Origin of the sequence: Mycobacterium gordonae, assembly GCF_017086405.1 — a bacterium.
Taxonomy (GTDB): domain Bacteria; phylum Actinomycetota; class Actinomycetes; order Mycobacteriales; family Mycobacteriaceae; genus Mycobacterium; species Mycobacterium gordonae_D.
In genome coordinates this window covers 4,199,574-4,221,963 of record NZ_CP070973.1, presented here as the reverse complement: position 1 = coordinate 4,221,963, position 22,390 = coordinate 4,199,574, and the positions used below count along the sequence as shown (strand labels likewise).

Annotated in this window: 23 protein-coding genes and 3 pseudogenes; 18 read left to right on the top strand and 8 right to left on the bottom strand. The window is 62.7% G+C overall.

What is annotated here, in order from left to right; translation table 11 throughout:
* Positions 1–90 precede the first annotated feature (90 nt).
* The 5 genes from JX552_RS18000 to JX552_RS17980 all read left to right on the top strand — a co-directional run bounded on the left by JX552_RS18000 (position 91) and on the right by JX552_RS17980 (position 4,281).
* Positions 91–1,344: a cytochrome P450 gene (locus tag JX552_RS18000; RefSeq protein ID WP_205873343.1), complete on the top strand. Its 1,254-nt coding sequence runs from the start codon at positions 91–93 to the stop codon at positions 1,342–1,344.
* A complete protein-coding gene (locus JX552_RS17995; protein WP_205873342.1) occupies positions 1,337–2,020 on the top strand; it encodes a TetR/AcrR family transcriptional regulator in 684 nt (227 codons plus the stop codon). The genes JX552_RS18000 and JX552_RS17995 overlap by 8 nt, the downstream gene beginning before the upstream one ends.
* A 556-nt stretch (positions 2,021–2,576) precedes the next feature.
* Entirely contained in the window at positions 2,577–2,969 is a 393-nt protein-coding gene (locus JX552_RS17990) for a toll/interleukin-1 receptor domain-containing protein (protein WP_241010608.1), read from the top strand.
* A 184-nt stretch (positions 2,970–3,153) separates the two neighbouring features.
* Positions 3,154–3,378: a hypothetical protein gene (locus JX552_RS17985; protein WP_205873340.1), complete on the top strand. Its 225-nt coding sequence runs from the start codon at positions 3,154–3,156 to the stop codon at positions 3,376–3,378.
* A gap of 6 nt (positions 3,379–3,384) precedes the next feature.
* Positions 3,385–4,281, top strand: coding sequence for a putative toxin-antitoxin system toxin component, PIN family (locus tag JX552_RS17980; protein ID WP_205873339.1), 897 nt, complete (start codon positions 3,385–3,387; stop codon positions 4,279–4,281).
* Between the two features lie 378 nt (positions 4,282–4,659).
* On the opposite strand, the gene JX552_RS17975 is transcribed toward JX552_RS17980, so the two are convergent.
* From JX552_RS17975 to JX552_RS17955, 5 genes and pseudogenes are all read right to left on the bottom strand, one after another.
* Positions 4,660–5,094 carry a type II toxin-antitoxin system VapC family toxin gene (locus JX552_RS17975; protein WP_012394840.1) on the bottom strand — a complete coding sequence of 145 codons (435 nt, stop codon included), beginning with the start codon at positions 5,092–5,094 and terminating at the stop codon, positions 4,660–4,662.
* Positions 5,095–5,097: 3 nt separating this feature from the next.
* Positions 5,098–5,552: pseudogene (locus JX552_RS32470) on the bottom strand (type II toxin-antitoxin system Phd/YefM family antitoxin).
* 486 nt (positions 5,553–6,038) lie between these two features.
* Entirely contained in the window at positions 6,039–6,617 is a 579-nt protein-coding gene (locus JX552_RS17965; protein ID WP_012394838.1) for a carboxymuconolactone decarboxylase family protein, read from the bottom strand.
* Positions 6,580–7,752: a zinc-dependent alcohol dehydrogenase gene (locus JX552_RS17960; RefSeq protein ID WP_012394837.1), complete on the bottom strand. Its 1,173-nt coding sequence runs from the start codon at positions 7,750–7,752 to the stop codon at positions 6,580–6,582. The genes JX552_RS17965 and JX552_RS17960 overlap by 38 nt, the downstream gene beginning before the upstream one ends.
* Positions 7,749–8,117, bottom strand: a pseudogene (locus tag JX552_RS17955) (hypothetical protein); the annotation flags it as partial. The pseudogene JX552_RS17955 and the gene JX552_RS17960, both read right to left, overlap by 4 nt.
* A gap of 275 nt (positions 8,118–8,392) precedes the next feature.
* On the opposite strand from JX552_RS17955, the gene JX552_RS17950 reads away from it, so the two are divergent.
* The 5 genes and pseudogenes from JX552_RS17950 to JX552_RS17930 form a co-directional block, all read left to right on the top strand.
* A complete protein-coding gene (locus JX552_RS17950; RefSeq protein ID WP_008256180.1) occupies positions 8,393–8,917 on the top strand; it encodes a TetR/AcrR family transcriptional regulator in 525 nt (174 codons plus the stop codon).
* A gap of 53 nt (positions 8,918–8,970) precedes the next feature.
* Positions 8,971–9,408, top strand: coding sequence for a PaaI family thioesterase (locus JX552_RS17945; protein ID WP_041325313.1), 438 nt, complete (start codon positions 8,971–8,973; stop codon positions 9,406–9,408).
* On the top strand, positions 9,408–10,319 hold the full coding sequence (locus JX552_RS17940; RefSeq protein WP_012394833.1) for an alpha/beta fold hydrolase: 912 nt from the start codon (positions 9,408–9,410) through the stop codon (positions 10,317–10,319). Before JX552_RS17945 ends, JX552_RS17940 begins: the two co-directional genes overlap by 1 nt.
* 92 nt (positions 10,320–10,411) lie before the next feature.
* The gene (locus tag JX552_RS17935; protein ID WP_172827193.1) at positions 10,412–10,990 is read left to right on the top strand and encodes a TetR/AcrR family transcriptional regulator; all 579 of its coding nucleotides are present in this window, start codon (positions 10,412–10,414) and stop codon (positions 10,988–10,990) included.
* 147 nt (positions 10,991–11,137) lie between these two features.
* Positions 11,138–11,563: pseudogene (locus JX552_RS17930) on the top strand (IS1380 family transposase); the annotation flags it as partial.
* A gap of 69 nt (positions 11,564–11,632) precedes the next feature.
* Here JX552_RS17930 and JX552_RS17925 read toward each other — a convergent pair.
* Positions 11,633–12,598, bottom strand: a complete 966-nt coding sequence (locus JX552_RS17925) for a helix-turn-helix transcriptional regulator (RefSeq protein WP_046188922.1) — start codon at positions 12,596–12,598, stop codon at positions 11,633–11,635.
* A 162-nt stretch (positions 12,599–12,760) separates the two neighbouring features.
* On the opposite strand from JX552_RS17925, the gene JX552_RS17920 reads away from it, so the two are divergent.
* The 7 genes from JX552_RS17920 (at position 12,761) to JX552_RS17890 (ending at position 20,560) form a co-directional block, all read left to right on the top strand.
* Positions 12,761–13,081, top strand: coding sequence for a 2Fe-2S iron-sulfur cluster-binding protein (locus tag JX552_RS17920; RefSeq protein WP_012394830.1), 321 nt, complete (start codon positions 12,761–12,763; stop codon positions 13,079–13,081).
* Positions 13,082–13,152: 71 nt separating this feature from the next.
* Positions 13,153–14,493, top strand: coding sequence for a cytochrome P450 (locus JX552_RS17915; protein WP_046188902.1), 1,341 nt, complete (start codon positions 13,153–13,155; stop codon positions 14,491–14,493).
* Positions 14,490–15,692: an NAD(P)/FAD-dependent oxidoreductase gene (locus JX552_RS17910; RefSeq protein WP_012394828.1), complete on the top strand. Its 1,203-nt coding sequence runs from the start codon at positions 14,490–14,492 to the stop codon at positions 15,690–15,692. The genes JX552_RS17915 and JX552_RS17910 overlap by 4 nt, the downstream gene beginning before the upstream one ends.
* Positions 15,693–15,953: 261 nt before the next feature.
* The gene (locus JX552_RS17905) at positions 15,954–16,364 is read left to right on the top strand and encodes an SCP2 sterol-binding domain-containing protein (protein ID WP_016889191.1); all 411 of its coding nucleotides are present in this window, start codon (positions 15,954–15,956) and stop codon (positions 16,362–16,364) included.
* 48 nt (positions 16,365–16,412) lie between these two features.
* Entirely contained in the window at positions 16,413–18,029 is a 1,617-nt protein-coding gene (locus JX552_RS17900; RefSeq protein ID WP_081283115.1) for a fatty acid--CoA ligase, read from the top strand.
* Between the two features lie 46 nt (positions 18,030–18,075).
* A complete protein-coding gene (locus JX552_RS17895) occupies positions 18,076–19,182 on the top strand; it encodes an NDMA-dependent alcohol dehydrogenase (protein ID WP_012394825.1) in 1,107 nt (368 codons plus the stop codon).
* A 277-nt stretch (positions 19,183–19,459) separates the two neighbouring features.
* A complete protein-coding gene (locus JX552_RS17890) occupies positions 19,460–20,560 on the top strand; it encodes a BtrH N-terminal domain-containing protein (RefSeq protein ID WP_042789224.1) in 1,101 nt (366 codons plus the stop codon).
* Positions 20,561–20,895: 335 nt separating this feature from the next.
* On the opposite strand, the gene JX552_RS33740 is transcribed toward JX552_RS17890, so the two are convergent.
* Positions 20,896–21,180 (bottom strand): hypothetical protein, encoded by a 285-nt coding sequence (locus JX552_RS33740; RefSeq protein ID WP_012394823.1) that lies wholly within the window; start codon positions 21,178–21,180, stop codon positions 20,896–20,898.
* On the opposite strand from JX552_RS33740, the gene JX552_RS33390 reads away from it, so the two are divergent.
* Positions 21,148–21,525, top strand: coding sequence for a PaaI family thioesterase (locus JX552_RS33390; RefSeq protein ID WP_016889187.1), 378 nt, complete (start codon positions 21,148–21,150; stop codon positions 21,523–21,525). The genes JX552_RS33740 and JX552_RS33390 overlap by 33 nt on opposite strands.
* A gap of 162 nt (positions 21,526–21,687) precedes the next feature.
* Here JX552_RS33390 and JX552_RS17880 read toward each other — a convergent pair whose 3' ends face one another.
* A complete protein-coding gene (locus JX552_RS17880; protein WP_012394821.1) occupies positions 21,688–22,377 on the bottom strand; it encodes a TetR/AcrR family transcriptional regulator in 690 nt (229 codons plus the stop codon).
* Positions 22,378–22,390: the final 13 nt, after the last annotated feature.

Sequence of the window (22,390 nt, the reverse complement as noted above, 5' to 3'; positions counted from 1 at the left end):
TTGACCATCGGTGCACATTGGTCATACGCTTTGATCAAGTACGTCCGTAGATCCGCCTGCGACGGCGGGATTTTGGTAGGTGAGGAATTGATGAACGCGAACAGCACTGCTCCCAGCGTCTTCGACGCCGGCCTACCCACGTTCAGCTACGACCTCAACGCCACTCCGCATGACGTCCTCGAGGACCTCCGAAACGCGCAATCGCGCTCACCTATCGCAATCGGGCCGCTCGGTCCGGAGATACTGGACTATGGGATGGCTCGCGACCTTCTGCGCGACAACAGATTCCGCCTACCCCCTGGAGTCACCTTGGCGGCACAAGGCATCACGTCAGGGCCGTTGTTCGACAAGATGGCGAACAGCCTCCTGGGCCTGGACGGTGCATCACATGTGAGGTTGCGCAAGCTGGTATCCAAGGCGTTCACTCCTCGTGCGACCTCGCGTCTTCAAGACACCATCCGCGACGTGGTCAACGGGTTGATTGACCAGGTCGCCGACGCCGGACGGTGCGACGTCGTTACCGACATTTCGTACCAGTACCCGACCCCGATCATCTGCGCGCTACTCGGTGCGCCCCCCGAGGACTGGCAGATGTTCGCGGACTGGACAGAGGAGGTTTTCAAGGCCCTCAACTTCCAGCCTCACTTCAACTTCGACGAGGCCGCGATTATGCGCGCGTGGAGCGAACTCGACGCCTACGTCGACGGCATGGTCGCGGCCCGACGAGACAATCTCAGGGAAGACCTGCTGTCCGAGCTGATCCGTGCCGAAAGTGACGGTGACCGGCTCAACCTCGACGAACTCCGCATGCTGGTGGCCGGATTCCTGATGGCCGGAACGGACACGACGCGAAACCAATTGTCGGCGTCAGTGCAGGTGCTGTGCGAGCATCCTGACCAATGGGCGAAGTTGCGCGACCAACCAGAGCTTGCGATGCAGGCCGTGGAAGAAAGCATGCGCCACTCGCCCGCAGCCTGCATCGTGCCGCGAGCCGCCGCTGACGATGTCGAATTCGCCGGCTACATGTTCCCGGCCGGAACTCTCGTCGTCGTCAACACCTTCGCCGCCAACCGAGATCCAGCGATCTATGACGATGCGGACCGCTTCGACATCGCGCGCAACGACGTTCCCGCAATTCTCACGTTCGGTGGCGGTGCGCATTACTGCCTAGGGGCGAACCTCGCACGCCGGGAACTCGCGGAAGCACTCACAGTCCTTACGCGCCGCCTTCCGGACGCTCACCGCGTTGGTCCGGCTCCGTGGAAGCCGTTGCTGGGAATGACCGGGCCGTCGACTCTTTCAATTGAGTTCACCAGCGCAAGGGTGGTGACGGCGAGTGCGTAGTCGCGGCTGGGCAGGTTCGACGCCCTCTTCGGACGAGGAAGCTATTTCGCGCATCCTGAGTGCGGTAGACGAGGAGGTCGCCGAAAATGGAGCGGCGATACGTCTTGCCGACGTCGCCCGCAGGCTCGGGGTCACACGCCAGACGGTTTACCGCTACTTTCCCAATGCCGACGCATTGCTCATGGCCAGCGGGATGCGTGCCGTCAACGGATTCATCGACCAGGTTGCCCACCACGTCAGCGGCCTCGAAGACCCGGTCGCCGTGGTGGTGGAATGTATTGCCTTCGGAGTCGAGAACCTCGCCGGCGATCCGCAGCTAGAAAGCCTGCTGAATGCGCGAAATGACGGCCAAGCCGTCACGTCGCTATCCTCCGACACGGCAATCTCGATCTGCTTGACCGCTTTTCATCAATTCGAGGTCGATTGGGAACTTCACGGCTTCGATGCCCTTGCCCTTCGTGACCTTGCCGAGATGACCTTGCGCACGGTGCAGTCCATCCTGACCGATCCTGGCGAGGAACCGCGTGAGGGACTCGCGTTGCGCCGCTTCGTTGCTCGATGGCTCGGTCCAGCAATCCTCTATCCACGGCAGGCGTCGCTGTCGATTTACGATCGGCCCGCACCACCGGGTCGGCACACCGAAGCCGAAAGACGCACTCAGGTTCGTTCGCGATAGGAACGGCCTCAACACCCCGAAAGGCGCGCATCCGGCACCACGCTGCGACGCGTTCTGATCATCGACTCATCCCGCGGCTCATCGTATTCGGCCCGGTATTCCCGCGCCTCGTTCGCGGCCCACGCGCGGCACTCGTCACACGAACAGCCCTCGAGCCGGTATCCCGTCCGGGCGCCGTGCTCCCACCGCGCCGCGTCGGCCTTGACGCACCGCCCGCAGCGGCGTCGGTGCTGTCGCGGCTGGTGGTCCGGTGCGAACGACTTTCGTCCGGCGACCTATTGTTCCCAGCGCGCGCCGGCGGGTACTCGAAGCGGCCAAGCTACGACTCAACGGGATGGTTCAACCGGGCCATCGAGCGCGCCGAAGTGCAGCTCATCACACCGCACGGCCTACGGCACACACGCGCGAGTCTGACGGAAGTTCAGGCGCGAATGTCCTTGCGGGGTCGCGGATGCTGGGCCAAAGGATCCGAGCGTCACACTTCGGATCCACGCCGACGTGTTCGACAGCGACCTCGACGCGGTGGCCGTCAATCTGGACGCGAAAATCGCGGAGAGTGTCCAAACCGTGTCCGAAGCACCTGTCGACCGTCGCCGGAAAGGCCAAGGGTGTGACGGTGTGGTTGAGCGAGGAGAACATCGGCCTCGGTGTGCCCTTCATGCGTGCCATCGACAAGGGCTTGTCGAAGTCGCGCGCCGGAATCGTATTGGTAACTCCCGCGCTTCTGAAGCGCCTCCCGACCGGCGGAGTTGCCGACAAGGAACTCTCGGAACTGCTGGCTCGCGACCTGCTCATCCCGATTGTGCACGAGACGACGTACCAGGCTCTCCGCGAGGAGAGCCCGCTGCTGGCGTCGCGGAACGGGCTCGACACTGCCGATGATTCGATGGAGGACATCGCAATCGAGATCTCCGAGCTGGTCAACGTGACCGGACTGGTCGACGCGTAAGCGGGCGCGGAGCACGGCTTCGCTTCGCTGAAGTTTGGTGAATTGAACGAAATGCCAATTGGACAACAGAATTTATGCGCGTTGCTCTTGTCATGGTGGGCAACCGCCACCTGCCAAGTGCTCAAAGTAGGTGAGGCACGCCGCGCAGCACCCCGTGGATCGCTGGTCGGGCTAAACTAAACCTATGGACGCAGGCCGGCGGCAGAAGGATGCAGCACGCACGCGTCTCTTGGCGCGCCGCGGTGGCGGCCCCGCATCGGACGATCAACTCATCGACGAAGCGCTGAATATCCCCGCGGCAGACCTGTCCGCGGCGGTCGACGATTCGGCGGTGAACAGGTTCGTCGAGGAAGAGATGGCGACCATGCGGGCCGAACGTCGTTCACGCCACAACGCCCGCGCCCGCTAACGCTAGATGCTTAGAGTCGTCCTCGACACCAACGTCCTGGTGTCTGCAGCCATCGGCTCATCGCAGGGTGCATCAGCAGTTCTCCTCGCAGCAGCCCAATCGCGCGAGATCACTATTCTTGCCTGCACTCGGCTGATCGACGAGCTGTCCGACACTTTGGGGCGTCCCCACCTGCGGAAGAGAATCTCTCAGGATGAGGCCGACGCCTACGTCGACGGCGTGACCCTCCTGGCGGAGTGGGTTGACGATCGCCCGGCTGAGCAGATTCCGCGGATCTGCGCAGACTCAGAAGATGACTTCTTGGTAGCGCTATATCAGGACGGTGACGCCGTGATGCTGATTAGCGGCGACCGGGCCGTGCAGCAGATCACGTATCCGAACGTGTACGTATACACGCCGGTCGAAGCGGTCAAGGTGCTAGCTCGCCGCCGTGAACAAGGTGCAAACTATCTGCCCGGGGAAGCCGAGGATTTCCGGCTTCACGTCGAAGCTGAAGGCCATCGCCCCCTGGTCACGCTCTACGCGCATCTGCATCGCCTGCTGATGCTGGGCAGTCCCGAAGAGCTCGAAACCAAGCTGCCGGCGCTCGTAGTGCCGGACGCTTTGGCTGGCTTTCGCGCCGAAGTGGACGCAGTGCGTGAACTTCTCACCGACCGTGCCCTGTATTCGCGGCCTTCCTACGCTGCGCCCGATATCGCACACCTGCGACTGCCCCCCGACACGGGAGAGCTCATTCGTTACGCCGAGAACGTGGTGCTTCCCCAATCGACGGTTTTCGTGACAGTGCAGCGCTGCCCTGATCTGGATGACCCGCCATGGTTGCCGGTTGACCACTGGCGGATCTACAACGTCGGCGTCGATCCTGTTCCGCCGCATGCAGTTCCGCCAAGACCTCCGGCCTGACCCGTCACCTGTACCGCAGTTTGGCGCGCGGCGGTGCCGACGCGATTGCTCAGCACACGGGGTGCCGAGGATGAAGCAGCCCTGCCGATTGGGGCCGGATCACCGGTGTCTGAGAGGTGCGCCGATCGCGGGGCCGGTTGTATCAGTGATAACCGAAAATCCAAGGTCATGTGTCGGCGAACCGTGATGCTCTGTCGATGAGAGCAAACATCGAAAAATCGCTCGACCCAGTTCCGGTCGGTTTGCAAGATGGGTCAGCTAAGAAGTTGTGTCCGAGGGGGGACTTGGCCACTTACGACACGGGTTCTGACCTGGCGAATCGGTACCTGATCGTCATCCATGCCGGGGTCGACCCACCTCTGACGTCGAGCGGTCGGATTAGGGGTCGAGTTGGGCGGGGGCGAGTCGGCACCCGGCGGCTTGGGCTCCGGCGTGCAGGCGTCGGTCCCAAACGGCGACGATCAGGCCGGGTTCGCCGACTGCCAACGCGCTGGCCAGATGGACAGCGTCGGCTTCGCGCAAGGCATGGGCGCGGGCGAGGCGGCCGGCGTGCTGTTCAACCGTGGCGGTGAGTTCGATTGGGCGGGTGGCGGCCCAGAAGTCCTCCCAGTCACGCTCGGCGTCGGCGAGCTCGGATTCGGTTAGGTCGTGATTGCGGGCTGCTGCAGCGAGTGCGGCGCGGACTTCGGGGTAGGCCAGGCGGCTGGACAATGCGGCGTCGCAGCCGTCCCACAGCGCGGATGCCAGCGAGCTTCCTGTCTCGGTGGTGAGAAGTTTAACGAAGGCGCTGGCGTCGAAGTAGACGAGCGGCACCGGTCAGCGCCGCTGGTCGCTGACCTGGTCAGACACCGGCCGCCGCGGTCGGGGCCGGGACCGTCCCGCAGCGACGGGCCGCTGCGCGGTGGCCCTGGCAATCACGCCTTCGGCCGTGAGACGCTCCAAGGTGCCTGCGCTGTCCAGCGCAGCGAGTCGCGCGACCGGAATCCCGCGGTCGGTGATGACGACCTCATCACCAGCCCGAACTCGATCGAGCCAATCGCTAAGGTGCGCGCGCAACTCGGTCACGGATACCTCCACACCGTGAACTGTACACTCGCTGAACCGTGATTTGTACATGTCACTTCTGAGTGTGGCAACGACGACCTGAGAGATTGACCCGCGCAAGCCGGAGGCGAGGTGGCAACGGGCCGGTACACCGATTCGTCCGCGGTGCTGGCGACGCCGAGACGGTCGATATTATGGTGGCTGGTGGCCTTCCGTCCAAGCTGCATCCGAAGGTGTTGCGGCGGAAGGTGTTTGCCGTCCCCGGTGGGACTTCGGCGCGGCTGGCGTTCGTGGTCAGCTGTATGAAGACGGCAGCGCCTCGGTGTCGGACGCCGGGTCTAGCTTGCAGCAGCGGGCTCTTGAATTCTCTGCGTGAGGTGCTGTGTGCGGTGACTGCCGACGATCGCCTTCATTGGCGTTCTGTTGCCAGCGACCCGATTGAACGACTCTCCCAGTAGTAACAGTTGGCCTGAGTCGCGAAGAACCTCGACATCCCTTGGATCGTATTCGTATGACGGAGCGTGCTTCAAGCTGGTGTAGGCGTCCCAGAACAGTTGGCTCCACATGTCCAGTTGGTGGCATTACCCCGAGACCGTGGCTAAGAGACCGAAATCACAACTACCCGTTTGAAATTCAATAGCCCACAACTGACTAGGAACATAAGGGGTAACCGAGCTTCAACTTGGGTGCGATTGCTGAACAACCGTTTTTACTCAATCGTCACGTCGAGGGGCTCGCCCATCGGGCGGCCAGGAGTCGGTACCCGACTCAAGCGGAATATTCAAGGATCGAAGCAGGATCGAAAAGAGCCGCCAATTGGCGATCGCTCCGACAAGTTCGACCAAAACCGCGTGATCGCCATTGAATGCCTTGTGGCACGCGGCCCAGTTTTCCTCGGCAATGACCCCGTCACGTACCACATCATCGGTCGCCGCCAGGACCGCACGCTCGGCATGGCCCAGACGATTGGAACTCTGCCAGTCACGCACCGCCAGAAGGTCATCCGAAGCCACACCGAGCAGCGTCGCGATTCGCCAATGCTGTGTCCACTCATATACCGACCCCGTTACCCAGCCGATGCGCATGATGATCAATTCGCGTAGCCGGGCGTCGAGCACACCGTTAAATAGCAGCGCCTCAAGCATTCCGTACAGGGCCACTGCGAGGCTCGGCTGGTGAAGTGCCACGCGAAATACTGACAGTTCTGCCATCTCTGCGGGCAGCCCACACTCGGCAGCCCGCAGCCGGGCCTGCTCAAGGTCGAGCATCGGTACGCGTTCCGTTCTCGTCACGTGTGACCTTCCTCTGTTGAAGCTCCGCATGCTGTGAGGGCGTGGGCACGAAGACGTTGTGCAGGGCCGCACTCGATTTGGCATTTTCATCTGCAAGCGAACTGAGCAGCGGCGCGAGACCAGCGAATCCGGTTGATTCTCTTGTGATCCGGTCGAACGGCCAGCGGCGCGTGGCCAGAATCTCGAGGGCTGCCCGGTAGGCGGGATACTCCACGCCGAGTGCACCGGCGATGTGTAATTCCTTATACACCAGCGTGTCTGGTTCAAAGCCGGGCGCGCCGCCTCCGCCGCGGGTGCCAGCAACCACGACCCTGCCGCCAGGCCTGGCAAGGGCGACGGCGTCGGCGAACGCGGAGGGTGCTTTGGCGGTGACATCGATGACCACGTCGGCAAGCTGTCCGCCTGTCTCACGCTGGAGCGCTGTCACTGCATCGTCCTGCGATACGTCGATGGGCAGGTCGACACCGAATGATCTGGCTATGGCCAGTCGCTGATCGTCGCGTGGACCGATGCCGGTCATCGCGACGAAAGCGGCTCCCGCCTCTTTCGCCGCCACCGCCGCGCAGATCCCGCGGATGCCCGGTCCCAGTATCGCTACGATACCCCCCGCCTTGGTGTCGGGAAGAGTTTTCCCCCATTGGATACCGGCCCCGAGAGGGTTGAACAACGTGGCGAGAACGGGGTCCATGTCTTCGGCAATCGGGAGTAGCATCGCGTCCCACGGAAGCTCCACATGGGTGGCGTATCCGCCCCATAACCCGGCGCCGATCTCCACGTCGACGAACCCGAACATGGTGGCGATGCCGTTCACCGCACATCGCCGGTATTCGCCGCGGCGACACTCCGGGCAGTCTCGGCAGGACCGGAACACCTCGACGGCCACGCGCTGGCCGGCCCGGACGCACCAGCGTTCGCTGGCCGCATTGCCGACATGTTCGACGATGCCGACGATTTCGTGACCTGGAACGAATGAGAAGCCGGCAGGCAGGTGTCCGGTGAATTGTTCGTGATCTGTACCGCATAGACCACATGCTTCAACTCGCAGGATCGCACCGCGGTCACCGACGTCGGGGATGGTCATCTGGCGCCGCTCCAGATTCCGCGGTCCGGTCAACACCATGGCCTCGGCGATCATGGAAGCTCGAATCCCGTGGACGACCCTGTGTTTCGGAGGCAAACCGTTCTGCCAACGTACATCTCGCCCGCCATCGCCTCGGCAATCTGCGGATCGTCGCTGCGTGCGACGACTCTTCGCCCGTCGGACAGGTGCGCGATGGTCGGTGTCCATCGAGGTCGCCCGTCTCGGTCGTATTCGACCGTGTACCCGTCCACTGTCGCGCGACCGGTCGCCTCGTCGACGCCTGCGACGGCCAGCCGCGATGAATCGATCGGAGTTTGTTCGTCTGCCGTGTCGATCAGTCGCCACCCGGTTGGTGGAGGGGTGGCCGACCACACACCGACCGAATGTTTCGTCGAATACCAACCGAGGCCGGTGACGACGTCGTCCCCGCGATGGGTGACTTCGCCTACGCCGACCGCCACCGGAGTACGCGCTTCTACCGACAATCGATCACTCGCTCAGGGCCACGGGCTGTTGTGAGACACGAATGCGATGGTGTCATATCTGCAGTCAAGCCACAATGGTGTGCGCCCGCGGCATACTGGCTGTTGTGTCGACGAAGTTGGTGCGATGGGGTGCCGCCGCGCCGTCAGATCGTGATTCCGCTCGCGACCGATTGCTAGATGCTGCCGAGCGGTGCCTAGAGAGTTGCGGCGTGGTAGGCACGACCATGGAGGACATCGGCAGAACAGCGGGTGTCTCCAGGGCAACGGTGTATCGCTACTTCCCTAATCGGGAGGCGGTGATGTCGGGCGTCATCATTCGCGCCGCCGAGCGCTATCTCGATCGCATCAACCCCCGGATCGCGGAGCACACCGATCTGGGCTCCGCTCTCGTCGATTTCGTGGAATACACAGTTGAGGCCGCGCGCCGCGAAGAGATCATCGGATTGTTGTTCGGCAGCGACGAGGAACTCGCCGGCGTTGGCCTCGCGGCGGGGACCTCGACGTCACTCTTCGAACTCGTCACCGAGTTTCTCCGTCCCATCTTCAGGAGACACTGGAGTTACGTAGAACCGGGCGTCTCCGTCGACGACGCCGCCGAGTGGGTTCTCCGCACGATACTGAGCCTGCTGACTGTTCGAGGACCGCGGGAGCGCAGTCGTGACGGGCTCCGGACATTTCTTTCAAGGTTTCTCCTTCCCGCAATCCTGGCGAGCGACCATTGTCGACCGATGTGACAGACAAGGCGTAATGTCTCAACCACAGCTGAGGTAGGAGGCCGGACATGTCTGTGCAGTTCACCGCGTTCAACCAGCAGGTCGCTGAACAACTGCAGAGCGCAGCAGAAACCACGGGCGGGCTGGCCGGTTACCTCGGCTTCCGGCACACTGAATTCACTGCTGGACGGCTCGTCGCGGAGATGGACGCACGCGACGACCTGAAGACGCCTTTCGGCAACTTGCATGGCGGCTGCTTGTCGGCCATGGTCGACCATTGCCTTGGAGTGGTGTTTTATCCCGTGATTCCGATGGGATCCTGGGTCGCGACGACGGAGTTCAAACTGAATTTGCTTCGTCCAGTCTCCAGCGGAACCTGTGTAGCCACGGCTGAGATCATCTCGCTGGGCAGAACCAGCGGTGTGGCACGTATCGACATCTGCAACGACGGCAGAGCGGTGTGTGCGGCGCAGGGCACCGTCACCGTCGTCGCACCGAAGGCCATCTCTTGATGTCTGCAAACAGAGCACATGATTCGTCCGCTCCTGTCGTCGAGCGCGTGCCCACGGTGGATGGGCTCTCGCTGGCGGTCGACTTCTACCGCTGTGACGGACCGCGGGCGGTCGTGTTGCTCCTTCACGGCGGTGGTCAGAGCCGGCACGCCTGGGATGTCACCGCCCAACGATTGCATCAGCGGGGCTACACCGTTGCCGCCTACGACGCAAGGGGACATGGTGACAGCGACTGGGATCCAGACGGACGCTATGACATCGAACGGCTGGGGTCCGACCTGTTGGCCGTGCGCGCGTACGCCGGCTCCGCCCGCCCAGTTGCCGCGATCGGGGCATCGTTGGGCGGTTTGACCATCCTCGGCACGCACTTGCTCGCCCCATCGGAGCTATGGCAGGCCGTCGTCCTGGTTGACATCACTCCGCGAATGCAGATGCACGGCGCCCGCCGAGTCCTATCGTTCATGTCGGCCCATCCCGAAGGTTTCGACAGCCTAGAGTCGGCCGCTGACGTGATCGCCGCCTACAACCCGCACCGCCCTCGCCCCGAAAACGTCGACGGCCTTCAAAAAGTCCTCCGCCGACGTGGAGACGGTCGCTGGGCCTGGCGATGGGATCCGGCGTTTGCGACGTCGAATTTTCAGTTCCTGCAGAGTGATTCAGACGACGGCGCAGAGGAGTTCGAGATGATGAGCGCATTCCTTGTCGATGGCGCGCGACAGGTGTCCGCGCCGGCGCTGCTGGTCCGCGGCCTGCTGTCGGACATAGTCTCCGAAGAGACAGTGAAGGATTTCCTCACCTTGGTTCCCCACGCGCAAACCGTTGACGTGTCGGGCGCGGGCCACATGGTTGCTGGCGACAACAACGACGCATTCTCGACGGCGGTCGTCGACTTTCTCGACCGTACCGTTTGACGCCAGTCGTCGGGCTGCGCGGGAGATCCCAGTTCGCCACCTATTCTGCTCGTATGCCAACTGATTCGGCGCGGATGTCGTTTCGCCGACATATCCGCGAGCAGGTCTTGAGGGCGACACGGGAACTCACCATTGAGAAGGGCTGGGAACAAGTCCGAGTGAGTGAGGTCGCCGAACTTGTCGGCGTCTCCCGACCGACGCTATACAAGGAGTTCGGCGATAAGCAGGGACTTGGTGACGCGCTCGTGGTGGCCGAGGGTCAGCGCTTCCTGGAGGGTATCCACGCCATCCTCGCCGAACACACCGGCGACGTTCAGGGCGGCATCACCGCAGCGGTGCGGTTCACCCTGCGTGAAGCAGAAGCCAGTCCGCTCCTGAAGTCGGTGCTGACGTCCAGCCACTCAGGGGATGATCGCGCCGGTGCGCCGACGACGGGCGTTCTTCCTCTCCTGCCGACATCGGCGTCCCTGCTCCAGCTCTCCTCCGCGGCTTTGGTCGCGTGGTTTCACGACCACTTCGCCGATCTCGACTCCGAAGACGTCGAGGAGGTCGCAGACGTTCTGGTGCGGCTCACCGTGAGTCACGTCGTCCTTCCCTCCGCGGACATCGCCACCACGGGTGCGCGGATCTCGCGGGTGGCGCTCCGCTACCTCGGCGTTGGCTATAGATAGCTGTGACTTGAGCGGTCTTAGCCTCGATCCACTGACAATGGACTGTTTGTCGGGGTGTCGGGATAAGGAAAGTGCGTTCTGAGCTGGGAAGATTGATATTGTTCAGGCAACAATCGGTCCAGTTCGAGAACGGCACTTCCGGCGCGAGTGTCCCACACGTTCACCCCGCGGTCCGATGTGTTCGATGAGGACATCTGGTGTCGTGCGCGGGCCTGGTGCCGGTGATGGCGCTGGCTGAGCAGGCAGGCCTATCGGAGTTGTTGGCCAACAAGATTCACATCGCAGCTCCCAGGGTCAAGTCGAGGTCGGCCAATCCGGCTCCGAAACTGGCCACCCTGATCGCGAGCATGTACGCGGGCGCGGATTACATCGATGATGTCGACCTGGTCCGCGCTGGCGGCATAAAAACCCTTTTTCCGCCGGGTGTATCCCCCGTCAACGATGGGAACGCTGTTGCGGGAGTTCACTTTCGGTTATGCCCGCCAATTGGATTCGGTGCTGGCCGAGCATCTGGCCGGCTTGTGTGACCGGGTGAATCTGCTGCCCGGCGCGCAGGCTCGGGCCTTCATCGAACACCCGGGGAGAGGCGACGCTGCAGAAAGACGCCGCAAAGGTCGGGATCTCCGGACCCGCCGGGACAGCTCAATGTGGTGAGAGCCGAAACTCGCTCGGAGAGCGGCCGGTCCATCGCTTGAAGGCGTGTGAGAAGTTGGCGAGGTCGCTGTATCCGAGATCCGTGGCGATCTCACTCACCGATAGGGATCGGTCGAGTAGCTGCAGCATCGCGCGCTCGCGCAGGAATGCTTGGCGCAACTCGCGAAAGGTGGTCTCCTCTTCGGAGAGGCGCCGCTTGAGTGTGCTGGTGGACATCGACAGCTCATGTGCGAACCAATGTTTACTTCGGCGTCCGGGCTCCTTCTGCAGCAGCCGTCTCACCTTCTCCGAGAACGACGTGGTTTCGCTCCGCTGGTCGAGAGTTCGCTGCAGATCGACGATGGCGAGTCGGTATGCGACGGGATCGGAGAACCGGCACACCTCGTTGAGCGTGTCCGCGGGAACATGGAGGAAGGACATCGGAGCGTCGAAGAACAGGCGCCCGGCGGTAAGGTCGTCCTCGCGATCTTTCAAGGCGGCGGGCGCTGGCCAACTCAAGTGGAGTGTGAGGGTCGGCGCCGCACGGACGAGCATGTCCAGCAGTCGCAACAACGCCAACCCGGCGTACGTGACGGCGAGGCAGTCCAGGGCACGATCGCTGGTGTGTCCCCAGAGCCCGACGGTGAGGCCTTGGTCATCTGGATGAAACTGTGCTTTGACAGCCGTCGTGATCAACGGCAGATAAGTCAGCAGCTCTACGATCTCGGCCACTGAGCCCGCGCTGACCAGCGGAACACTCAGCGGGCCGAAGGACGTCAACTGTGCCTGTTCGGCTAACGCAAATCCGAGCAGCGTTGCCTGATCGATGTCTAGACCGGGGTACGCCTCACGAAACCACCGTAACGGGGCCTGGATATCACGCTGAATCAGCGTCGCCTCGTCGGTTCCTTCGCGAGCCATGATGTTGCGAAGCCGCGCGACGGCGTCTGGGTCAAACGCCGGGCTCTCGAGCATTTGCACGAATGCGAGTGGGGGCACACCCGCGTCATTGGGGTTCACTGACCATGGCCCCTTTGAGCCGAAATCACAAGTTTCTGACTCCGGCGAACATAGCCGCAGCGCTCATCTGGCGCAAGACTTGTGTCAAGTAACTGAGGACACGCAAGGAGCCTGGCTATGGCAGTTGTCACATTTGTCTCCCACGGCGGCGAGAAGTATGAGGCGCCTCTCGAGGAAGGTCAGTCACTGATGCGGGTCGCGACCAACAATGCGGTGCCCGGCATCGACGGCGACTGCGGAGGCGAAGCCGCGTGCGGCACCTGCCATGTGATCGTCGATCCGCAATGGTCCGATCGGGTCGGCCTCTCCGGGGCCAATGAAGAGGAGATGCTCGCGATGAACCCCGAGCGTCAGCCGACCTCCCGGCTGTCCTGCCAGATGCAGGTCTCTGAGGCGTGGGACGGTTTGATCGTCCATCTGCCCGAGTTCCAACTGTGATGACGAAAGAGAGGTGAGACGTGAGCAATATTCGCGAGGCAGTCACTGCCAAGGCTCAGGCAACAATTCCGATGGACCGAATAATCCAGGGCGCCCACCTCTACGACAGAACGCGGCGCTGGGTCACCGGCACCAACGGTGAAAAAATCTTCATCGAGCGACCGATCCCGCCGGCTGACGAGGTTGAACTGACCGACATCGACCTTAGCAATCCTTTCCTCTATCGTCAGGGTCGCTGGAAGTCCTATTACGAGCGCCTACGCAACGAGGCTCCCGTGCACTATCAGGCCCACAGCGCGTTCGGCCCGTTCTGGTCGGTGACGCGGCATGCCGACATCGTGGCCGTCGACAAGAACCACGAGGTCTTCTCCTCCGAGCCGTTCATCGTCATCGGGAGCCCGCCGCGCTTCCTCGACATTGCGATGTTCATCGCGATGGACCCCCCAAAACACGACCGGCAACGGCAGGCTGTCCAGGGTGTGGTCGCACCGAAGAACCTGCGTGAGATGGAGGGCCTCATCCGCGAGCGGGTGGTAGACGTGCTCGACGCTCTGCCGCTTGGCGAACCGTTCAACTGGGTGCAGCACGTCTCGATCGAGCTAACCGCGCGCATGCTGGCCACGCTGCTGGACTTCCCGTTCGAGCAGCGGCGCAAGCTCGTCCAATGGTCCGATCTCGCCACCTCCATGGAGCAAGCCAACGGTGGGCCCTCGGACAACGACGAGATATTTCGCGGCATGGTCGATATGGCTAGAGGTCTCAGCGCTCACTGGCGGGACAAGGCAGCCCGGACAGCTGCCGGAGAGCTGCCCGGCTTCGATCTGATCACCATGTTGCAGAGCGACGAGAGCACCAAGGACCTGATCGATCGCCCGATGGAGTTCTTGGGCAACTTGGTATTGCTGATCGTGGGTGGCAACGATACGACCCGCAATTCCATGAGCGGTGGTGTTCTGGCGCTGAACGAGTTCCCTGACCAGTTTGAGAAGCTGAAGGCGAACCCCGAGCTGATCCCCAACATGGTCTCGGAGATCATCCGGTGGCAAACCCCGCTCGCGCATATGCGCCGGATCGCCAAGGCCGACACTGTGCTCAACGGGCAGTTCATCCGCAAGGGCGACAAGGTCCTGATGTGGTACGCCTCGGGCAACCGCGACGAGCGCGTGTTCGATCGGCCCGATGACCTGATTATCGATCGGGCCAACGCCCGTAACCACATCTCCTTCGGTTTCGGCGTGCACCGCTGTATGGGTAACCGGCTGGCCGAGATGCAGTTGCGGATCCTGTGGGAGGAGCTGCTTCCGCGGTTCGAGAACATCGAGGTCGTCGGTGAGCCCGAGTACGTGCAGTCCAACTTCGTGAGGGGGATCAGTAAGCTGATGGTCCGCCTCACCCCGAAAGGTGGCGCATGACCGTGCAGCGAGCGGTCATCGCGGGGGCCAGCCACGCGGGCACCCAGCTCGCCGCCAGTCTTCGCCGAGAAGGGTGGGACGGCGAAATCGTCCTCGTCGGCGATGAGTCGGCGTTGCCCTACCAGCGGCCCCCGCTGTCCAAGTCGTACCTGGCCGACAAATGCGAACTGGCCGAACTCGCGATCCGCAACTCGGATTTCTACGCCAAGCAGCGGATCCGACTCCTGGATGCGACGGTGGCGGCGGTCGACCGCTCGGCTGGTCATGTCGTGCTGAGTACCGGCGACGCACTGCCCTACGACAAGCTCGCGCTGTGCACTGGCGCCCGGCCTCGTCGGCTCCCCACCCCGGGAGCGGACCTGGCCGGAGTCTTCTACCTACGCACCGCCGCGGACGGCGAGATGATCCGAGAGGCCGCCGGCCCCGGGCGTCGGGCGGTGATCGTCGGCGGCGGCTACATCGGACTGGAGACAGCCGCCTCGTTGCGTGCACTGGGTCTGGAGGTCACCCTGCTCGAGGCGACCGGGCGCGTCCTTGAACGGGTCACCGCCCCGGAGGTATCGGAGTTCTTCGACCGGATCCACCGGGAGGAGGGCGTCAACATCCGGACGGGCACGCTGGTCGAGGCTCTGTCCGGCGACGGCAGGGTCCGCGAAGTAATCCTGGCCGGTGGCGAATCAATTCCCGCCGACCTCGTCATTGTCGGCATCGGCGTGGAGCCGAACACCGAGCTCGCCGCCACCGCGGGCCTGGTCGTCGACAACGGCGTCGTGATCGACGATCAGGCCCGGACTAGCGACCCCGACATCGTGGCCGCCGGGGACTGCGCCAGCCACGACATGGCCCGTTACGGCCGTCGCATCCGCCTGGAGTCCGTGCCGAGCGCGGCCGAGCAGGCCAAGGTCGCCGCCGCGACCGTCTGTGGGAAGTCCAAGAAGATAGCGGCCCTTCCATGGTTCTGGTCAGATCAATACGACCTCAAGCTCCAGATCGCCGGTCTCAACACCGGGTACGACGAGGTCGTCCTCAGCGGCGACCCGACCCGGGAGCGCGACTTCACCTGCTTCTACCTCCGTGCCGGCGAGCTTCTTGCCGCCGACTGCATCAACCGTCCCCGCGACTTCATGTTCAGCAAGCGGGTCATCACGCAGCAAGTCGCCGTCGAACGGGCCGAACTGGTGCTCGCCGGCTCGGACTGAGGTGCCGGCGGTGCGTAGGCGGTGGGAACGACGACGGCGGATGCGACGCGTGTCTTGGAGAGGTACTTCAGTGACAATTGCCATCCAGCCCCGCTGGCAAAGGAACGCTAGCGGCTGCCCGGCGGTCGCCTTGGCGCAGCGCATCAGGACCTAGTGGGGTTTCCCAACGAGCATGACGATTCTTTCCGGAGGAGCAGCGTCAGAAGTCGGTGCCTGTTCTGTTCTGTTCTGTTCTGACAATGAGGTTAGTTGAGGTTGACGGTGGCGGTATTTAGGGACGAGGACGAGGTCTATGCCTTCCTGGGCGGGATCTTTCGGCGGGGTTTGGAGAAGGAGGGTCTCGCGGACAAGCTCGCGAATTCGGGTGTGGTGTTGCGGGTGCATTACACAGATCCGGATGCGGTTGTGACGGTGGACATGCCGAACAAGGTGGTGGAGACCGGAGCGGCCAGTACCGCGGTGCCCAACGTGGAGTTGTTCATGTCGGCAGACACGGGGAACAAGTTCTGGTTGGGGAAGGTGAACTTGACGATGGCGATGGCCAAGGGAACGGTACGTGCGAAAGGTCCGGTGCCGAAGTTGATCAAGTTGATCCCGCAGGCCAAGAACCTGTTCCCCGAGTACCGGTTGATGCTGGAGAGCCAGAATCGGCAGGACCTCATCGATGCGTGACCCTCGCCTCACCGCGGGCTGTAGGGCGGGTGTGCGATGAGGAGCACGATGCAGGACGTTGCGTTGACTGTGCCCGCGATCGTGGCCCATGCTTCGGCAGTCCATGGCGATCGCGAGGTGCTGACTGCGCGCGGACCCCGGCAGATCTCTGGGGTGTCCTATCGCGAGGTGGGTGAGCGTGCGGCACGGTTGGCAAATGCTTTGCGCCAGATCGGCATCCGTGGAGATGAGCGTGTCGCGACGCTGCAATGGAGCAACCAGGAGCATCTGGACTGTTACGCGGCGGTGCCGTCGATGGGCGCGGTGCTGCATACGTTGAACCTGCGGCTGCCGCCGGAACAGCTGACGTGGATCGCCAATCATGCCGAGGATCGGGTGATCATCGTCGACAGTACGGTGCTTGCCCTTTTGGCGGCGGCGTTGCCGTCGATGACCTCGGTGCGCACGGTGCTAGTGACCGGAACCGGCGATCTTGCCGCGGTCGAGGGGTGCGGAAAGGACGTCCTACGGTACGACGATGTGGTGGCCGCCCAGTCGAGTACGTTCGAGTGGCCCGATGTCGATGAGCGGTCGGCTGCAGCGATGTGCTATACGAGCGGTACCACCGGGCACCCGAAAGGTGTTGTCTACAGCCATCGTTCGACGTGGTTGCACTCTCAGGCGGCGTGCACCTCGAATGCCTTGGGCATCGGTCATGACGACACGGTGTTGGCGATCGTTCCGATGTTCCACGCCAACGCGTGGGGGTTGCCGTATGCGGCGATGATGGCCGGCGCGCAGCTTCTGCTGCCTGACCGTTTCCTGCAGGCGGGGCCTTTGGTGGAGATGATCGAGGCGGTGCGGCCGACGATGGCGGGGGCGGTGCCGACAATCTGGACCGATGTTCTGCATTACTTGCGCGACAATCCTGGCCATGACGTGAGTTCGCTGAAGATGGTGGCCTGCGGTGGTTCGGCGGTTCCGCGGTCGTTGATGACCGCCTATGACGAGCTGGGCATCCGCATTGTGCAGGCTTGGGGGATGACTGAGACTTCCCCGCTGGCCTCGGTCGCTCTGCCGCGGAGTTCTGATACCCCGGAGAGGTCGCTTCACCTGCGCGCAACCCAAGGCCGGGTGGTGGCCGGTGTGCAGGCCCGCATCGTCGATGACAGCGGTGCAGAACAACCGTGGGACGGAAAATCGGTGGGGGAGATTCAAGTCCGCGGCCCGTGGATCACTCAGTCGTATTACGAGAATGACAGTCCGGCGGCGTCGCCGGACGGGTGGTTGCGTACCGGGGACGTCGGGACGATCAGCGCGGACGCGCTCATCGCGCTGACCGACCGCTCCAAGGATGTCATCAAGTCCGGGGGCGAATGGATCTCCTCGGTGGAATTGGAGAACGAGTTGGCCGCTCACCCTGCGGTGCGCACCGCCACGGTGATTGGAGTGCCCGACGACAAGTGGCAGGAACGGCCGCTGGCGGTGGTCGTCCTGGCTGCCGCCCGCACCGCCACCGCGGCGGAGCTGACCGAATTTCTGCGTGCGCGGGTGGCCAAGTGGTGGCTACCGGAACGGTGGGCGTTCGTCACCGACATTCCGCTGACTTCCACTGGCAAGTTCGACAAGAAGAAGCTGCGCCGCCAGTTCGCCGACGGTGACCTCATCATCGAGACGCTGGCGTGAATCATCAATCCACTGCGACCGAAACACTGACGTTAAGGAGACACACATGAAGACACGTGCTGCAGTGCTGTGGGGCCTAGGAGAAAAGTGGGAAGTCGAGGACATCGAGTTGGATCCTCCCGGCCCCGATGAAGTGCTCGTCCAGCTGACCGCGACCGGGTTGTGCCATTCCGACGAACACCTCGTGACCGGCGACCTGCCCATTCCGCTGCCCGTCGTCGGTGGCCACGAGGGTGCCGGCACCGTGGTCGAAGTGGGTGCGGGTGTCGAGAACGTCGCCGAGGGCGATTCGGTGATCCTGACGTTCCTGCCGTCGTGCGGGCACTGTTCCTATTGCGCGCGGGGGATGGGGAACATGTGCGACTTGGGTGCCGCGCTCATGATGGGACCCCAGATCGACGGCACTTACCGTTTCCATGCCAGGGGTGAGGACGTCGGCCAGATGTGCCTGCTGGGCACGTTCTCGGAATACACCGTGGTCCCCAAGGCGTCTCTGGTCAAAATCGACCAGGGGACACCGCTGGACAAGGCGGCGTTGATCGGGTGTGGTGTGACGACCGGGTACGGGTCGGCGGTGCGCACCGGTGAGGTGCGTGCCGGGGATACCGTGGCGGTGATCGGAGCCGGTGGCATCGGCATGAATGCGATTCAGGGTGCCCGCATCGCGGGCGCGTTGAACATCGTGGCTGTCGATCCGGTGGCGTTCAAGCGTGAACAAGCCGGCGGTTTCGGTGCGACGCATGCCGTTGCCACGATCGACGAGGCCTGGTCACTGATCAGTGACATCACCCGCGGCAAACTCGCCGATGTCTGCGTCTTGACCACCGATGTCGCCGAAGGGTCCTACATCGGCGAGGCGCTGTCCTTGGTCGGTAAACGCGGCCGTGTGGTCGTTACCGCGATCGGGCACCCCGAAGACACCTCGATGTCGGGTTCACTGCTGGAATTGACGCTGTATGAAAAGCAGATCCGCGGCGCTCTGTACGGTTCTTCGAACGCCGCCCACGACATCCCGCGGCTCGTCGAGCTCTACAACGCCGGACACCTCAAGCTGGATGAGCTGATCACCCGTGAGTACACCCTCGATCAGATCAACGAAGGCTACGCGGATATGCGATCGGGCCGCAACATCCGAGGACTCATCCGATTCTGATAAAGCAGCCGAAGCGCGGGAGCGCGACCACGGGAGCAAGCGAGCTGAGTACAACGGTTGAGTGCTGCGCGTCTGTGGCTCTTACCGTTGACGTGTTGATGCAGGACTAGCGATCGAAAGTCAATGTGCCCCATCGCCATAGGCTGTCGAGATGCGCGGCTGAGGTTGGCTGCGGTCACGCGTGTTGGTGTTGGCACCTACTGTCAGCCGGGAAGCCGTGATGAAACGTAGCTTTTGACGAGTCTCAACAGTGCTACTGACAAGGAAGGAAGCGGCGATGACGAGGATTCAAGTTCCCTATCCCCATAGGAGGGGAGGGCACTGTGGTTCCGGTGCGCTTCGTGACCTTACTGAATGGGCCCAACTCGGATGGGGGACAGAAGCACTCAGTGAAGGATTGGTCTTCACCCTCGGCGGAGTCTTGGACTTCTCGTACGTCCGCTCTACGCAGTTGTTCCCCCAGGTGTACCTGGTAGGACGAGGAAGCGACCTGGAACAGGATTACCTCTCCCGGGTTGGCGCAAAGTTCGTCGTGCGATCGACCGATGACCCGGACGTGGGATGGGCATTTGTGACCGACGAAATCGACAAAGGTCGACCCGTCATGGTCTGGGCTGACATCGGCGAACTTCCTTACCTGCGCGTCCGATTGCACATGAGCCGTCACGACATTGTCATCACCGGATACGATGACGAACAACGGGTCGCCTATGTGGTCGATAATGACCGCGAGACAACCCAGACGGTGGCCTACGACGACCTACGCCGGGCGCGGTCCTCGGTCGGGTTTCCCACACCTACCCGGCACACCACATATCACGTCGACTGGCCAGAGCGAGTGCCAGACCTTGGGCCGATCGCGGCCGCTGCACTCGCCGCGAGCGCAGCGTTCATGCGCGGCGGTGCCGTAGGTGCGCCGCTACTGCGCATCGAGGCAGCTGAAGTCGAATCTTCCGGTTTGAAGGGTGTGCAGGACTTCGCCGATGACGTAGGGCATTGGCCAACGCTGTTCGATGACGATGCCCTGACCGCGGCATTGTTCGGGCTCGGGGCGTTCATCGAGAAAGCCGGTACCGGCGGCGGGCTCTTTCGTACGCTGCAGGCAGACGGTTGCCAGAACATCGCCGATCTCCTAGATGACGCCGCCACTGCCGAAGCGGCTGCCGCGGCCCGACATGCTTCCAAAGCGTGGTCTACGCTTGCGGCCGCAGCCACGGATGCCGGCACATCGCTACGGAGTCGTAGTCTAGCTGCGGCCAAAGTCGCCGCGACGATCCCGGACGCCGAAACGCGCCTCGTCGAAGCCCTCGAAACGGCCAGTCGATCCGTTGGCACTGTCGATACCGGCATCGAAGCTCATCTGAAAGGCTATCTGTGAGTGGCACTTCAAATCAATCGAGTTTCCTGAAGACTACTGGTTTCTCGATTGGCAGCATGACGATGTTCAGCGCTTCGCCCAGAACGCGGTCGGTGACGTTCGTGACCCTTGTGCAGAAGGCGAGGTTGACCGTCACCGCTGTGGGGGACAGGATTTGGTATGACCCCTATAGCACCGACGACGACCCCGAGCATTATCGGGCGAGCTATGCGGCGACAGCGTCGAGGGCGTATTGCGGGGCAGGACCAAATGGCTGATAGTGACGGAACTGGAAGGTGTACCGCAGCGATGATCTCGGCGGGCTAACGAGTCCTTTACATACTGTCTTCGGGCGATCAGCCCAGCCGACGTCGGCGCAGTTCTTCAGTCGCATGGTGGTCCATGCACTGCGTGGTCCTATTTAGGAGGATTTCGTCATCGACGAGCAAGCGGAAGAAGATTCGGCCATCGCGTGGTGGCATAACTTTCAGAATCGTGTTATCGCCGCCGACGGCGACTACCTCGATGCGCACCATCCGTGGTGCCTTGGTTGCGGCACAGACAATCCGCACGGTCATCGCCTGCGAGCGCGTCGGCGTGGCGACGGGGTGGGCGCCAGGCATATCTTCGACGGCCGACATCGCGGCGCACCCGGGATCGCACATGGCGGCGCAGTCATGACGGTTCTTGACGACACGGTGGGCATGCTGCTCTACGTCGTCGGTGAGATGGCCGTCACCCGTAAGCTCGACACCGAGTTCTTCGCGCCGGTATTGCTGGGGGTTCCCTACGAGGTCAGCGCGGAGCTCGTGTCCAGAACCGGCCGGAAACTCGAAGTGCGGACAGAATTGCGCGAGGAAGCCACCGGCCAGCTGGTCGCGTCCGCGTCCGGGTTATTCGTCGTCGTCACGCTGGATCACTTCACTAGCTCCATACAGAAGGCGTCGTCAATACGCTGCACTGCGCGACCACCCTGGGAAGGATGACTCAACCCGTAAATCTGCTCATTTTTCAACCGGCGCAGGCTGCTCAGGATTGAACCGGGGCCGACAGGGGGTTTGCTAAGCAAACGCGTACTCGACCACATCGTGGTGTACCAGCCTTCGGTAGCGTGACGCCGCAGCGTGTCGGCGAAAATACCGCCGGTCTCATCTGTTGTGGCCCGCCGGGGAGTTGATATCGACCTGGATGTGCGAAGCGGCCGGGTCAGGTTTCTGGCCGAGGGTATACAGGCCAAGACTGCCGAGAAAACCCGCACAATGCTCGATAAGCACTTCGGTCGATAGGTTTAGTTGTCCGTCTATCCAGCGACGGAGAATCTCGAACAGGCCCCCGACACCGTAGGTAGCGGCGAGATCTGCGACCTGAATCACCTCGCTGGGTATATCGAGATGCAGGCGGGCCTCTCTGAGGACGAGCTCCGCAAATTCGGACATCAGTTCGCTTCGCAGCTGCCGAAGCAGGGGTTCAGCGCCCGATTCGACAAACAATATGCGGGCCATGCTGGGATCGTTCTCGATCATCTGAACCAGGGCCTTTATCGGAGCGTAAGCGAGTTCTTGAGGAGCAACGGTGTCATCCGGTATCGCCTTGGTGATCACGGCTTGGAAGGTGGTGGAGATCTTGGTGAACATCGCACGCAGGAGCGCGTCTCTGTCGCGAAACTGCTGGTAGAAGTACCGGCTCGTCACTCCTGACTCCGTACACACAGCGGTCACGGTGCACGCGGCGGCTCCCTGCTTGCCCATGAGCGCGACCGCGGCGTCAATCAGCAGTGCGCGGCGCTGCGCATCGCGTTGAGTTGCGGACAGCCCGCCATAAACACGTGCTGGACTCATGCCCTACATTCTG

Excerpts from the sequence above, each read along its gene's own strand:
- JX552_RS18000 (WP_205873343.1), top strand. The coding sequence starts at position 91 with ATGAACGCGAACAGCACTGCTCCCAGCGTCTTCGACGCCGGCCTACCC.
- JX552_RS17925 (WP_046188922.1), bottom strand. The coding sequence starts at position 12,598 with ATGCTCGAGAGCCCGGCGTTTGACCCAGACGCCGTCGCGCGGCTTCGC.
- JX552_RS17940 (WP_012394833.1), top strand. The coding sequence starts at position 9,408 with ATGTCTGCAAACAGAGCACATGATTCGTCCGCTCCTGTCGTCGAGCGC.
- JX552_RS17910 (WP_012394828.1), top strand. The coding sequence starts at position 14,490 with ATGACCGTGCAGCGAGCGGTCATCGCGGGGGCCAGCCACGCGGGCACC.
- JX552_RS17895 (WP_012394825.1), top strand. The coding sequence starts at position 18,076 with ATGAAGACACGTGCTGCAGTGCTGTGGGGCCTAGGAGAAAAGTGGGAA.
- JX552_RS17900 (WP_081283115.1), top strand. The coding sequence starts at position 16,413 with ATGCAGGACGTTGCGTTGACTGTGCCCGCGATCGTGGCCCATGCTTCG.
- JX552_RS17920 (WP_012394830.1), top strand. The coding sequence starts at position 12,761 with ATGGCAGTTGTCACATTTGTCTCCCACGGCGGCGAGAAGTATGAGGCG.
- JX552_RS17960 (WP_012394837.1), bottom strand. The coding sequence starts at position 7,752 with ATGATCGCCGAGGCCATGGTGTTGACCGGACCGCGGAATCTGGAGCGG.
- JX552_RS33740 (WP_012394823.1), bottom strand. The coding sequence starts at position 21,180 with ATGTCGGCCGTCGAAGATATGCCTGGCGCCCACCCCGTCGCCACGCCG.
- JX552_RS17980 (WP_205873339.1), top strand. The coding sequence starts at position 3,385 with ATGCTTAGAGTCGTCCTCGACACCAACGTCCTGGTGTCTGCAGCCATC.
- JX552_RS17985 (WP_205873340.1), top strand. The coding sequence starts at position 3,154 with ATGGACGCAGGCCGGCGGCAGAAGGATGCAGCACGCACGCGTCTCTTG.
- JX552_RS17915 (WP_046188902.1), top strand. The coding sequence starts at position 13,153 with ATGGACCGAATAATCCAGGGCGCCCACCTCTACGACAGAACGCGGCGC.
- JX552_RS17890 (WP_042789224.1), top strand. The coding sequence starts at position 19,460 with ATGACGAGGATTCAAGTTCCCTATCCCCATAGGAGGGGAGGGCACTGT.
- JX552_RS17880 (WP_012394821.1), bottom strand. The coding sequence starts at position 22,377 with ATGAGTCCAGCACGTGTTTATGGCGGGCTGTCCGCAACTCAACGCGAT.